The following is a 12401-nucleotide window of genomic DNA, read 5'->3' on the forward strand; positions in this document are numbered from 1 at the left end:
ACGGCGCCCGAACCGCGAACCAAAAACGTGTTTTGGCCGCGTCCGAAGCCGCCTTGGGGGCGTCCTAGAGCCTGGCCACGCCGCTCTTGCGGGCCGCCTCGGCCACCGCCGCGGCGACGGCGGGGGCGACGCGCTGGTCAAAGGCGCCGGGGATGACGTACTCGGCGCTGCGGTGCTCGTCGTCCACCAGGCCGGCGATGGCGTAGGCGGCGGCCTCCATCATGTCGTCGTTGATGTCGGAGGCGCGCACGTCCAGGGCGCCACGGAAGATGCCCGGGAAGGCCAGGACGTTGTTGATCTGGTTGGGGAAGTCCGAGCGGCCCGTGGCGGCGACGGCAGCGCCGGCGGCGAGGGCCTCGTCGGGCATGATCTCAGGCACGGGGTTGGCGCAGGCAAAGACGATGGCGTCCTTGGCCATGGAGCGCACCATGTCCTGCGTGAGCGCGCCGGGGGCAGAAACGCCCACAAAGACGTCGGCATCCCTGACGGCGTCGGCCAGCGTGCCGGCCACGTGCTCTCGGTTGGTCCAGGAGGCAACCTCCTCCTTCACCGGGTTCAGGCCCTCGCGGCCCTCGTAGATGGCGCCCTTGCGGTCGCAGATGACGATGTCGCGGACGCCCATGCGGCGCATCAGGCGCGCGATGGAGATGCCCGCCGCGCCGGCGCCGCTGAAGACGGCCTTGACGCTGCCCAGCTCGCGGCCGGTGAGCTTGCACGCGTTGATAAGCGCGGCGCAGGTCACGACGGCGGTTCCGTGCTGGTCGTCGTGGAAGACGGGGATGTCGCAGACCTCCTTGAGGCGGCGCTCGATCTCAAAGCAGCGCGGCGCGGAGATGTCCTCGAGGTTGACGCCGCCAAAGCTGCCGGCCAGGAGCTCCACCGTGCGGACGATCTCGTCCACGTCGTGCGAGCGGATGCACAGCGGGAAGGCGTCCACGTCGGCAAAGGTCTTGAACAGGGCGCACTTGCCCTCCATGACAGGCATGCCGGCCTCCGGGCCAATGTCTCCCAGGCCCAGGACCGCGCTGCCGTCGGTCACCACGGCCACCAGATTGCCGCGACGGGTGTAGGTGTAGGAGTCCTCGACGTCCTTCTGGATCTCAAGGCAGGGCTGAGCGACGCCGGGCGTGTACGCCACGGCCAGCTCCTCCGGCGTGCTGATGGAGGCGCGGCTCACGACCTCGATCTTGCCGTGCCACTCCTTGTGCTTGTCCAGGGCATACTGCTTGGCGTCATCGGCCATGGCGTCTCCTATCTGCCGGGCCGCCCGCAGGCGGCGAGCTGCACACATATGGTGTCAGTGTAGCGGGCGGGCCGTCCGGCGACGCGCACTTCTCGCCAGACGCGCAGGCAGCGGCGCAAAGTGTCGAGAAGCGCCGACAGTGGGCCCTCAGCCCCCGCGCAAGGTCGACACATGCGGGACGTATACTAACTAGATGGCTTATCGTGCCCACAGAAAGGACTTTCCCATGAGCGAGACCCTCGCCCCTCAGGATACCTGCGTGCTCGTGACCGGCGGCGCCGGCTTCATTGGCAGCCACACCTGCGTCGAGCTGCTCCAGGACGGCTACAAGGTCGTCATCGTGGACGACCTCTCCAACGCCTCCGCCAAGGTCGAGGACCGCATCAAGACCATCGTCGGCCCCGAGGCCGCCGCAAACCTCGAGCTGGTCATCGCCGACGTCAACGACCGTGACGCGCTGGAGAAGATCTTCTCCACGCACAAGATCGACCGCGTCATCCACTTTGCCGGCTTCAAGGCCGTGGGCGAGTCGGTCTCCAAGCCCATCGAGTACTACACCAACAACCTGGGCAACACCCTCACGCTCGTTGACGTCATGCGCAACCACGGCTGCAAGTCCATCATCTTCAGCAGCTCCGCCACCGTCTACGGAGACCCGGACTCCCTACCGCTGACCGAGGCCAGCCCCAAGAAGCCCGCCACCAACCCCTACGGCTGGACCAAGTGGATGATCGAGCAGATCTTGACCGACCTGCACACCGCCGACCCCGAGTGGAACGTCGTGCTGCTGCGCTACTTCAACCCCATCGGCGCCCACCCCTCCGGACTCATGGGCGAGGACCCCAAGGGCATCCCCAACAACCTGGTTCCCTACGTGGCTCAGACTGCCATCGGCAAGCGCGAGGCCGTCCACGTCTTTGGCAACGACTACGACACCCCCGACGGCACGGGCGTGCGCGACTACATCCACGTCTGCGACCTGGCGAGCGGCCACGCCGCCGCCCTGGCCTGGATGAACGGCCGCGAGGGCGTCGAGGTCTTCAACCTGGGCACCGGCAAGGGCACCTCGGTGCTCGAGATCATCACCGCCTTCGGCCGCGCCTGCGGCAAGGAGATCCCCTACGTCATCGATCCGCGCCGCCCCGGCGACGTCACGTCCAACTACGCCGACTGCACCAAGGCCCGCGAGCTCATGGGCTGGGAGGCCAAGTTCGACGTCGACGACATGTGCCGTGACTCCTGGAACTGGCAGTCCAAGAACCCCAACGGCTACGAGGGCTAGGAACCGACTTGACCGCAACCGCCGACTCGGGCGCCCCCGGCGCCCTGTTTGCCGCATACCTTGGCGAGAAGCGCCCCCAGATTGAGGCGTTTCTCGCCGAGTGCGCACCCGCCTGCGTGGCCGGCACCGCCGAGGCCACGCGCGCGGACCTCGACCGCTACCTCTACCAGCCGCTTGAGCGCTTCACCGCCTCGGGCGGCAAGCGCACGCGCCCCGCGCTGGCCCTTCTGGGCTGCGAGGCCGTGGGCGGAGACCCCGCCGCCGCGCTCTCCACGGCGGCGGCCATCGAGTACTTCCAGAGTGCCGCGCTCATCCACGACGACATTGCGGACAAGTCCGAGCTGCGCCGCGGCGAGCCCTGCACGTACGTGACCGAGGGCACCGGCGTCGCCATCAACATCGGCGACCTGGGCCTGGTCAACGTGTTGGCCCTGGTCCTGCGCGACCAGAAGCTCCCGGCCGCCACCCGTGCGGACGTTGCGGAGCGCCTGGTGCAGATGGAGGAGCGCACCCTCGAGGGCCAGGCCCTTGACCTGGGCTGGGTCCGCGACGGACGCTGGGACATCTCCGTGGAGGACTACCTCTACATGGCCAGCCACAAGACGGCCTACTACTCCGCCGCGGTGCCCCTGGTCACGGGCGCCCTCTGCGGCGGCGGCGCGCCCGACCAGCTGCGCGCCCTCGACGAGTTTGGCATGCGCGCCGGTCTGGCCTTCCAGCTGCAGGACGACCTCCTGAACCTCGTCGGAAACGCCGAGGCCCAGGGCAAGGACTTCCGCAGCGACATCACGGAGGGCAAGCGCACCCTGCTGGTGGTGTGGGCCCTGGCCCACCTGGGAGACCTCCAGAGGGACGAGCTTCTCCACATCCTGGGCCGCGAGACCACGGACGCCGCCGAGCTGGCACGCGCCGTAGAGCTCATCGACGCCTCTGGCGCCGTGGACTACGTGCGCGGCTACGCGCGCGAGCTCGTAGCCGACGCAAAGGCGCACCTTGTGGGGGCCCGTCTAGAGGAGGTCCCTCGCGACGTGCTCCTTTCTATGGCAGACTTCTTTGTGGAGCGCGCCGGCTAGGCACCCGCGCCCATGCAACCCGTTACCTGAGGAGAGACCCTATGGAACCAATCAAGGAAGGCGCTTCCGGCGGCGCCGTCGAGGACATTCAGGAGCGCCTCGGCTCCCTTGGTTACACGATTGATGCCACGGAGCGCGACGAGAAGACCTTCGGGCGCTCCACGGCGACCGCCGTCGCCCGCTTCAGGCTGGACCACGGCCTCACGCTGGGCGACGCAGTTGACGCCGCCACCTGGTCCGCGCTTGTCGACGAGTCCTACCAGCTGGGCGACCGCACGCTCTACCTGCGCCTTCCCAACTTTCACGGCAGGGACGTCCGCCAGCTCCAGGAGCGCCTGAACATCCTGGGCTTCTCCTGCGGCGAGGTCGACGGCTTCTATGGCGCCCACACCGAGGCCGCCGTCAAGCTCTTCCAGGAGAGCGTGGGCACGCTGGCCGACGGCATGGCCTTCCCCGACACTTTTGACGCCATCGAGCGCCTGAAGCACGTCTGGGGCGGCAAGCCCGCAAACGGCCCGCACCCCACCGGCGACATGGGCTTTGCCCGAGCCGCCAACGTGCTGGAGACCTTCCGCATCTCCGTCACCGCGGACGACCCCATCTCCCGCAACGTGGCCGGGCGCGTCTTCAACCTCGCGCACGCCACCTCCGACGCCTGCGGCTTGGAGCTCATTGACTCCGTTGACGCCGCCGGCGCGGACACGCAGGCCATCATCCTGCTGAGTAGCGCGGAGCACCCGCTTGAGGAGGCTCCCTCCATGGGCGCCGTGGTGCTGGACGACACCGACACCCTGCCGCGCCGCCTGCGCACGGCCCTGCAGGGCGCCCGCGAGGTGCCGCCCGTCGTGCGCATCGACCTGCCCGTGGGCAAGGACGCCGGCGACGGCACCTTCACCATCAGTGACGCGCAGACCTTTGCCGTGCTGCTCCTGGACGCCATCTGCGCCGCGTTTGACGGGCTCACGCTATAAGCTATGGAAGCAAAGCTTACGGTCAACGGATTTGGGTTCGTGGCCCGTTATGGGGAGAAGGACGTGGAGCGCGTTCTTCTCCCCTTGCTTATGCGGCTGACGGAGCTGCAGGCAGAGCGCGACAGACGGCTGATTGCCTTCCTTGCGGCGCCGCCCGGGGCGGGCAAGAGCACGCTTGCGGCCTTTATGGAGTGGCTCAGCCGGCGCACGCCCGAGGCGACGCCGCTGCAGGCCGTGGGCATGGACGGCTTCCACTGCCCCAACGCCTACCTGGACGCGCACTCGTTTGTTGACGAGGACGGGCGCGAGGTGGGCATGCGCAGCCGCAAGGGCGCTCCGCAGACGTTTGACGTCGAGGGGCTCCGCGCCGCGCTAGCGGACGCGCGGAGCGACGCGCCCGCTCCGTGGCCCACCTACTCTCGCGTCATGCACGACGTCGTTCCCGCAAGCCTTCCCATTGACGAGAAGATCCTGCTGGTTGAGGGCAACTACCTGCTGCTTGACGAGGGGCGCTGGAAGGGCCTCGCCGAGCTTGCCGACTACACCGTCTTTCTGAGCGCGCCCGAGGCGCTGCTGCGGGAGCGCCTGGTTGCCCGCAAGGTGGCCGGCGGCTCCACGCCCGAGGAAGCCCGGGCCTGGTACGAGGCAAGCGACGGCCGCAACGTGGCCCGCGTCCTGGCCCACCACTCCCCCGCCGACCTTGAGCTTGCGCTGGGAGCTGACGGCAGCCTCACGGTTGCGTGACGGTTTTGGTCACGAGCCAGAAAGCACTTCTCGCCGGCACGGGCGTTTGCCCAGTTGGCGAGAAGTGCTTTCAAACAGTTGCATTTTAGACGTGACGGAAACCGTCACGCAAGAAGGACCCCGGGGCGTGGGCCTCGGGGTCCTGATGACGCGCTGCAGCTACTGGCGAGAAGACCTTAGATCTGGCCCTCGGCGGCAGCCTTGGTGATGCTGGCGGCGGCCTTCTTGCCGGCGCCCATGGCCAGGATGACCGTGGCGGCGCCCGTCACGATGTCACCGCCGGCCCAGATGCGGGGATCGGTGGTCTGGCCGGTCTCCTCGTCGGCGACGATGTAGCCCCACTTGTTGAGCTCCATCTTGCCGCCGATCTTCTTGGCGAACGGGTTGGCGTTGGTGCCGATGGCGGAGATGGCAACGTCGCAGGGAATCTCCTCGATGGCGCCCTCGATGGGCACCGGGCGACGGCGGCCGGACTCGTCGGGCTCGCCAAGCTCCATCTTCTGGACCTTGACGGCGCAGACGGTGCCGTCCTCGCCGGCCACGAACTCAAGCGGGGACACCAGAGGCATGACCTCGACGCCCTCAGCCTTGGCGTGGTGCAGCTCGGCGCGACGGGCGGGCATCTCGTCCTCGGTGCGGCGGTAGGCGATGATGGCGCGCTCGGCACCAAGACGCTTGGCCGTGCGGACAGCGTCCATGGCCACGTTGCCGCCACCAAAGACCACGACGTTCTTGCCGTGCTTGGTGGGGGTGTCGTACTCCGGGAAGTTGTTGGCCTTCATCAGGTTCACACGAGTGAGGTACTCGTTGGCGAAGAAGACGTTGGGCAGGTTCTCGCCGGGGACGTTGAGGAACTTGGGCAGGCCAGCGCCGGTGGCAACGTAGATGGCGTCGAAGCCCTTCTCGAAGAGCTCATCGGCCGTGGTGATGTTGCCCACGACGGAGTTGTACTCAAACTTGACGCCCAGCTCCTCAAGGCCGTCAATCTCACGCTTGACGACAGCCTTGGGCAGACGGAACTCGGGGATGCCGTAGACCAGCACGCCGCCGCCAGTGAAGAAGGCCTCGAAGACGGTGACGTCAAAGCCGTTGCGGGCGAGCTCGCCGGCGCAGGTGATGCCGGACGGGCCGGAGCCAACGACGGCGACCTTCTTGCCGTTCTTGGGGGCCATCTTGGGCTTTGAGGCAAGCTCGGGCTGGTCGCCGACGAAGCGCTCCAGCTGGCCGATGGCCACGGGCTCGGACTTCTTGCCGCGGACGCACTTGCCCTCGCACTGGTTCTCCTGCGGGCAGACGCGGCCGCAGATAGCCGGCAGCATGGACTCCTCGCGGATGATGTCCAGGGCGCCGCCAAAGTCCTCCTCGCGGATCTTCTCGATGAACTTGGGGATGTTGATGTTGACCGGGCAACCCTCGACGCAGAGCGGCTTCTTGCAGTCCATGCAGCGCTCGGCCTCGGCCAGCGCCATCTCCTTGGTGAAGCCCTTGTCGACGGGACGGAAGTCGCAGGCGCGCTCGGCGGCCGGCTCCTCGTTGTCAGCGGTGCGCGGGGACTTCATGTCCGGAACAAAGCGACCGTTTACCTGTACCTGTGGCATGCGCAGTTCGCCTCCTCATAGGCCTTGAGGGACTGGCCCTCCTCGGTGCGGTACGCGGCCTGACGCGCGCGAAGGTCGTTCCAGTCGACCTTGGTGGCGTCAAAGTCGGGGCCGTCGACGCAGGCAAACTTGGTCTTGCCGTCGACCTCGACGCGGCAGCAGCCGCACATGCCGGTGCCGTCAACCATGATGGGGTTGAGGCTGGCGGTGATGGGCGTGTTGTACTTCTCGGCCGTCATGGCGGAGAACTTCATCATGGGGACGGGGCCAACGCAGAAGACCTGCGTGACGGCCTTGTCCTGGAGCAGGCGCTCCAGCGGGGCGGTGACCACGCCCTTCTCGCCGTAGGAGCCGTCGTCGGTGGTGATGTGGATGTGGTCGTCGTCCAGCAGCTCGCGGAACTGGTCCTCGAGCAGCAGGAGGTCCTTGGTGCGGGCGCCCATGATGGCGTGCACCTCGTGGCCGGTCTCGACCAGGTGCTTGGCAACCGGGAAGGCAATGGCCAGGCCGACGCCGCCGCCGATGACGGCGCAGGGGCCCTCGGCCATCTCGGTGGGCATGCCCAGAGGACCGGTGACGTCCTTGATGGAGTCTCCGGCCTCGTAGGTGGACAGCATCTCGGTGGTCTTGCCGATCACCATGAAGATGAACTCGACCCAGCCCTCCTCGGGGTTCCAGCCCGCCAGGGTGAACGGCACGCGCTCGCCCGTCTCGTTGGCGCGGACCATGAGGAACTGGCCAGCGTGAGCGTGCTTGGCCATCTCAGGCGCCTCGATGCGGAACTTGAACACCTTCTCCGAGAACTGCGTCTTTTCGAGGATCTTGTACATTAAGCGAACTCCTCTCCTGCAATCTCTCTTTTCTTTGAAGGCCGCTTACCGAGTCCCCCACAGACTTACCCGACGGCTGTTGCCACACGGCCTTCTCCAATCTGCAATTGTACCCTCAGCGCAGCGCTGCGATGAGCACCGCCGTTCGGGGGCACCAGCTACCGCTCGCCGAAAAGGCGTGGCTACTTAAGGCGGCTACTTGGCGCCTTCCGTGAGGACGCGCTCCACGAGGTCGGCGGCGCGCTCCGCCGTGATGTTGAACTCGTCGAGGAAGCCGCCCTTGAGCTCGCGCAGGACATAGTCCGCCACCTGCATCTTTCCGGGCGGGCGGCCAATGCCAAACTGCACGCGGGCAAAGTCGCGGCTGCCCAGCTTGTCGGCAATGGAGCGCAGGCCGTTGTGGGCGTTGAGGCCTCCGCCCAGCTTGAGGCGCACCTCGCCCGCGGCGAGATCGACCTCGTCGTGGACCACCAGGATCTGCTGGGGCGCCACGCGGTGGGCGCGGGCCAGCTTTGAGAGCGGGCCTCCGCTGGTGTTCATGTAGCTCATGGGCTTGGCGAGAAGCACCTCCCGCTGCTCGCCGTCGGCCCCGCGCCAGGCGAGAGACGCCACCTGGGCCCCGGCCTCGCTCTTCCAGTAGCGGACGCCGTGGCGGGCGGCCAGGACGTCGACGGTGGCGAAGCCCGCGTTGTGGCGGGTGCGCTCGTAGTCTGCGTCGGGGTTTCCCAGGCCGCAGACGACGGCTATGGTCGCGGGCGCAGCAGACGCCTTTGCCATGCGCTTCTCCCCTCTTGAAGAAACGGGGCCGCCACTAGGACGGCCCCGCGGACTTGCTGGTGCGAACGAGAAAGTTGACAAAGGGACTGTCCCTTTGTCAACTTTTGGCGGGCTACAGGTTGAGGCCGCCACCGAAGATGTTGGAGACAGGCTCGTTCATGTAGACGCTGTAGATGGCCTCGGCGAGCTCGTTAGCGATGCTGATGGACTTGATCTTGGAGCCCCCGGCGTTGGCGACCTCGCAGGGGATGACGTCGGTGACGACGCACTCCTCGATGGGAGCCTCCTCCAGGCGCTCGATGGCGGGGCCGGAGAAGATGCCGTGGGTGGCGCACACGTAGATGTCGCCCGCGCCCATCTCCTTGAGCTTCTTGACGGAGCCGCACAGGGTGCCGGCGGTGTCGATCATGTCATCGTTGACGATGCAGGTCTTGCCCTTGATGTCGCCGATGATGCCCATGACCTCTGAGACGTTGTGCTTGGGGCGGCCCTTGTGGGCGATGGCAAGGTCGCAGCCCAGGTAGTCGGAGAGCTTCTTGGCGGCCTTGGCGCGGCCCATGTCCGGGGAGACCACGACGGTGTTGTCCCAGTCGAGGTCCTTGTTCTTCTTGAAGTAGTCGCCCAGCAGGAAGAGGGCGGTGAGGTGGGTCACAGGCACGTCGAAGAAGCCCTGAATCTGGCCCTGGTGCAGGTCGACGGTGATGACCTGGTCCACGCCGGCGGCCTCGAGCAGGTTGGCCACCAGACGGGCGGTGATGGGCTCGCGGGCGGCAGCCTTGCGGTCCTGGCGGGCATAGCCGTAGTGCGGGATGACCGCGATGAACTTGCTGCAGCTGGCGCGCTTGGCGGCGTCGCAGACGATGAGGGTCTCCATGAGGAGGTCGTTGACGTTGGAGCCGGCGAGAGTCTGGATGAAGTAGACGTCGTCGCCGCGGACGGACTCGGTGAAGCGGGCGTAGATCTCGCCGTTGGCGAACTTCTCGATGTTCAGGCCCTGCAGCTCAAGGTGCAGGATGTCGGCGATCTTCTCGGCCAGGGCCGGATTGCCGGTGCCCGTGTAGAGCTTGATCTCCTTGTTGACGGGCATGGGGTCACTCAGATTCTCGTACATCTTAGGCCTGGTCCTTCCTCAGTCGCTCGAGCCTCTTGCTGGCAAAACCTTCAACTATATGCTGCTCGCTGCGCTCGATGGCAAGGGCGTCAGCGGGAACATCGCGGGTGATGCAGGAGCTGGCGCCGGTGATGGCGCCCTCCCCAATGGTGACGGGCGCGACCATCATGGTGTCGGAGCCAATGAAGACGTTGTCTCCGATGGTGGTGCGGCTCTTGTGGACGCCGTCGTAGTTGCACGTGATGGAGCCGCCGCCGATGTTGACGTGGTCTCCCATGGTGCAGTCGCCGATGTAGGAGAGGTGGGGCACCTTGGAGCCGCGGCCCACCACGGTGTTCTTGAGCTCGACGTGGGTGCCGATGTGGGCGCCCTCGAGCACGTGGGCGCCGCCGCGCAGGTAGGCGCGCGGGCCGCAGGTGACGCCGTCGTCGATGGTGACGTCGGTGCCGACGGTCTCCTCGAGCGTGACGTCGTTGGCAACGGCGCAGTTGGTGAGGCGTGTGTTGGGGCCGACGACGCAGCCCTCGCCCACCGACGTGCTGCCCCAGAGCATGGTCATGGGGAGAAGCTCGGTGTCCCTGCCGACGGTGACGTCCGGGCCGACCCAGACGGTCTTGGGGTCCAGCATGGTGACGCCGGAGGCCATGAGGCCCTCGTTGATCTTGGCCTGCGCCAGGGCCGAGAGCTCGGCCAGTTGGATGCGGGAGTTCACGCCGAGGCCCTCGCGGTAGTCCTCGCAGTGCGTGATGGTGGTGGCGTAGCCGTGGCCGCGCAGAATCTCGACCATGTCGGGCAGGTAGTACTCGCTCTGGGCGTTTTGGTTGCCCACCTCGCCGATGTACTTGGCAAGAAGGGCGCCGTCAAAGGCGTAGCAGCCGGCGTTGCACTCAAGGAGGCCGGCGGCCTGCTCGGGCGTGCAGTCCTTCTGCTCGATGATGCGCGTGACGGAGCCGTCCTCGGCAAGCTCGATGCGGCCATAGCCAAACGGGTCAGGCGGCGTCATGGTGAGGATGGCAGCCGCATGCTGGCCGCCGGAGACGCTCTGGGCAAAGGCGCGGATGGTCTCGGGCTCAATGAGCGGCAGGTCGCCGTTGAGGACCACGACGGGGCCCTCGCCGATGCCAGCAGCCTCGATGGCCACGCGAGTGGCGTGGGCGGTGCCCAGGCGCTCGGCCTGCTCGACGCACTCCACGTCAGTCTCCGCGGCCAGGTGGGCGCGGACCTCCTCGGCGCCGTTGCCCACGACGACCACGATGCGGTCCGCACCGGCGGCGCGCGCGGCACGCGTGACCCAGCTGACCAGAGGCCTGTCGAGCAACTTGTGCATTACCTTGGGGTGACGGGACTTCATACGCGTTCCCTCGCCGGCAGCGAGGATGATCGCGGTCATTGCCATGGGTTGTTGGCCTCCAATGTGCATGGTCCCAGCAAAACGTTTTCAGTCTAGCGCAACAGGCGTCCCGAAGGCGCGAAGCGGCGGCAGCCGGTAAGCCCTGCGTAAAAACCGCAGGATTATAGGGGTGGGAGTAACGTTTTACCTCACGTACGACCAGACGCCGGGCGCGTGCGGCGCACGGCCGCGCGGCTTCTTGCTACAATGAGTCCTTGCCCAGGGGTATCGTCCAATGGTTAGGACAGTGGTTTTTGGTGCCATCAATGTGGGTTCGAATCCTACTACCCCTGCCACTTGGTGCAGCAAAAGGCGAGAAGCGCGCGCTTCTCGCCTTTTTTGTTGCGCCTTGGGTGAACGGGGCAGCCCCGATTGCGTTTTGGGTTCGCTACTCCAGCGGGGGCATGGGCTCCCAGGCGGGATCGTGCAGAATGCGACGGCTCTCCTTGTAGCCAGCCCACAGGCGCGCCCAGCCGCTGCCCAGGTGCTCGCGGTCCACCAGCATGATGCGGATGAGCTCCTTTGAGAAGTTGGCCAGCGTGCCCACGGCATAGCCCACGGGGTTGTAGTCGCCGTACAGGCGATAATAGCGGGCCAGGTAGGCGCGGTTGCGCGTGATGTAGTAGCGTGTCATGTCCGACGTGGAGTTGAGCTGGCGGACGCGGCCGACCTCCTTGTTGGCCACCTCGCGGCGGCGCGAGAGCACGTAGTCCGGCACGTAGTAGACCTTGCCCGCCTTGCTGGCCAGGTAGCCGTAGCAGGCGTCGTCCAGGTAGATGAAGAAGCGCGGGTCGGGCAGGCCAATCTTCTTCACCAGGCCGCGGCTGAAGAAGCTGCCCTCAAAGCAGAGGGCGTTTGCCAGCTTGTAGCGCTCGCCGGGCTTCCAGCCGTCGCGCGAGAACGGGTTGTAGATGGCAAGGCCCGTCCAGAAGCGGTGCTGCCAGAAGAAGTGCCCGCCGTCGAAGTCCCGGCGCTGACCCATGATGGCATCGGCCTCCTCGGACCAGCGGGCCAGCGTGGCCAGACCGTCGGGCTCCACTGCCACATCGTCGTCCATGACCCAGAACCACTCGGCGCCCAGCTCAAAGGCACGCCCGACGCCCGCAGAGAAGCCGCCTGCGCCACCGGTGTTCTCCTCCATGGGCACGTACTCCAGCCGAGAAGTGCCCCCCTCGGCGTCCGGGTCGTCCGTCGTGGGGCCCCAGGCGGCGTCAAGCTCGGCGGCAAACGAGGCCGCCATCTGCGCCGTGCGCGGGGAGTTCTCGTTGTCCACCACCACGACGCGCCATGCGGGAACGGTTAGTTTCTTGATGGACTCGAAGAGCTGCGCCAGGAGCTCCTGGCGCTTGAAGGTCACGATGACTATGGCAGGTCTTCTCATC

Annotated in this window: 11 protein-coding genes and 1 tRNA gene; 5 read left to right on the top strand and 7 right to left on the bottom strand. The window is 66.8% G+C overall.

Annotation, left to right across the window (positions count from 1 at the left end):
* Positions 1-64 precede the first annotated feature (64 nt).
* Positions 65-1243 (bottom strand): NAD(P)-dependent malic enzyme, encoded by a 1179-nt coding sequence (locus tag DXV50_RS07600; protein WP_117205629.1) that lies wholly within the window; start codon positions 1241-1243, stop codon positions 65-67.
* A 226-nt stretch (positions 1244-1469) separates the two neighbouring features.
* On the opposite strand from DXV50_RS07600, the gene galE reads away from it, so the two are divergent.
* Genes galE through DXV50_RS07620 form a run of 4 tightly spaced genes read left to right on the top strand, consistent with a single transcriptional unit; the run spans position 1470 to position 5313 of the window.
* A complete protein-coding gene (galE, locus tag DXV50_RS07605) occupies positions 1470-2525 on the top strand; it encodes a UDP-glucose 4-epimerase GalE (RefSeq protein WP_117205630.1) in 1056 nt (351 codons plus the stop codon).
* Positions 2526-2533: 8 nt separating this feature from the next.
* Positions 2534-3598 (top strand): polyprenyl synthetase family protein, encoded by a 1065-nt coding sequence (locus DXV50_RS07610; RefSeq protein WP_232817489.1) that lies wholly within the window; start codon positions 2534-2536, stop codon positions 3596-3598.
* Between the two features lie 41 nt (positions 3599-3639).
* Positions 3640-4569: a peptidoglycan-binding domain-containing protein gene (locus DXV50_RS07615; RefSeq protein ID WP_117205631.1), complete on the top strand. Its 930-nt coding sequence runs from the start codon at positions 3640-3642 to the stop codon at positions 4567-4569.
* Between the two features lie 3 nt (positions 4570-4572).
* Positions 4573-5313 (top strand): nucleoside/nucleotide kinase family protein, encoded by a 741-nt coding sequence (locus DXV50_RS07620; protein ID WP_117205632.1) that lies wholly within the window; start codon positions 4573-4575, stop codon positions 5311-5313.
* A 176-nt stretch (positions 5314-5489) separates the two neighbouring features.
* Here the strand turns inward: DXV50_RS07620 and gltA are convergent, their stop codons facing one another.
* The 5 genes from gltA to glmU all read right to left on the bottom strand — a co-directional run bounded on the left by gltA (position 5490) and on the right by glmU (position 11025).
* Positions 5490-6911, bottom strand: coding sequence for an NADPH-dependent glutamate synthase (gene gltA, locus DXV50_RS07625; protein WP_117205633.1), 1422 nt, complete (start codon positions 6909-6911; stop codon positions 5490-5492).
* Positions 6893-7741 carry a sulfide/dihydroorotate dehydrogenase-like FAD/NAD-binding protein gene (locus tag DXV50_RS07630; protein ID WP_117205634.1) on the bottom strand — a complete coding sequence of 283 codons (849 nt, stop codon included), beginning with the start codon at positions 7739-7741 and terminating at the stop codon, positions 6893-6895. Before DXV50_RS07630 ends, gltA begins: the two co-directional genes overlap by 19 nt.
* A gap of 195 nt (positions 7742-7936) precedes the next feature.
* The gene (pth, locus tag DXV50_RS07635) at positions 7937-8518 is read right to left on the bottom strand and encodes an aminoacyl-tRNA hydrolase (RefSeq protein ID WP_117205635.1); all 582 of its coding nucleotides are present in this window, start codon (positions 8516-8518) and stop codon (positions 7937-7939) included.
* 112 nt (positions 8519-8630) lie between these two features.
* A complete protein-coding gene (locus tag DXV50_RS07640) occupies positions 8631-9629 on the bottom strand; it encodes a ribose-phosphate diphosphokinase (protein ID WP_117205636.1) in 999 nt (332 codons plus the stop codon).
* Position 9630: 1 nt separating this feature from the next.
* Positions 9631-11025, bottom strand: coding sequence for a bifunctional UDP-N-acetylglucosamine diphosphorylase/glucosamine-1-phosphate N-acetyltransferase GlmU (gene glmU / locus DXV50_RS07645; protein WP_117205637.1), 1395 nt, complete (start codon positions 11023-11025; stop codon positions 9631-9633).
* 215 nt (positions 11026-11240) lie between these two features.
* Between glmU and DXV50_RS07650 the strand changes: the two genes are divergently transcribed.
* Positions 11241-11315, top strand: a tRNA-Gln gene (locus tag DXV50_RS07650).
* Positions 11316-11407: 92 nt separating this feature from the next.
* On the opposite strand, the gene DXV50_RS07655 is transcribed toward DXV50_RS07650, so the two are convergent.
* Positions 11408-12400, bottom strand: a complete 993-nt coding sequence (locus DXV50_RS07655; RefSeq protein WP_117205638.1) for a glycosyltransferase — start codon at positions 12398-12400, stop codon at positions 11408-11410.
* Position 12401: the final 1 nt, after the last annotated feature.

This window comes from Paratractidigestivibacter faecalis (assembly GCF_003416765.1).
GTDB classification, from domain to species: domain Bacteria; phylum Actinomycetota; class Coriobacteriia; order Coriobacteriales; family Atopobiaceae; genus Paratractidigestivibacter; species Paratractidigestivibacter faecalis.

Excerpts from the sequence above, each read along its gene's own strand:
- DXV50_RS07600 (WP_117205629.1), bottom strand. The coding sequence starts at position 1,243 with ATGGCCGATGACGCCAAGCAGTATGCCCTGGACAAGCACAAGGAGTGG.
- DXV50_RS07615 (WP_117205631.1), top strand. The coding sequence starts at position 3,640 with ATGGAACCAATCAAGGAAGGCGCTTCCGGCGGCGCCGTCGAGGACATT.
- galE (WP_117205630.1), top strand. The coding sequence starts at position 1,470 with ATGAGCGAGACCCTCGCCCCTCAGGATACCTGCGTGCTCGTGACCGGC.
- glmU (WP_117205637.1), bottom strand. The coding sequence starts at position 11,025 with ATGGCAATGACCGCGATCATCCTCGCTGCCGGCGAGGGAACGCGTATG.
- DXV50_RS07640 (WP_117205636.1), bottom strand. The coding sequence starts at position 9,629 with ATGTACGAGAATCTGAGTGACCCCATGCCCGTCAACAAGGAGATCAAG.
- gltA (WP_117205633.1), bottom strand. The coding sequence starts at position 6,911 with ATGCCACAGGTACAGGTAAACGGTCGCTTTGTTCCGGACATGAAGTCC.
- DXV50_RS07655 (WP_117205638.1), bottom strand. The coding sequence starts at position 12,400 with ATGAGAAGACCTGCCATAGTCATCGTGACCTTCAAGCGCCAGGAGCTC.
- DXV50_RS07630 (WP_117205634.1), bottom strand. The coding sequence starts at position 7,741 with ATGTACAAGATCCTCGAAAAGACGCAGTTCTCGGAGAAGGTGTTCAAG.
- pth (WP_117205635.1), bottom strand. The coding sequence starts at position 8,518 with ATGGCAAAGGCGTCTGCTGCGCCCGCGACCATAGCCGTCGTCTGCGGC.
- DXV50_RS07620 (WP_117205632.1), top strand. The coding sequence starts at position 4,573 with ATGGAAGCAAAGCTTACGGTCAACGGATTTGGGTTCGTGGCCCGTTAT.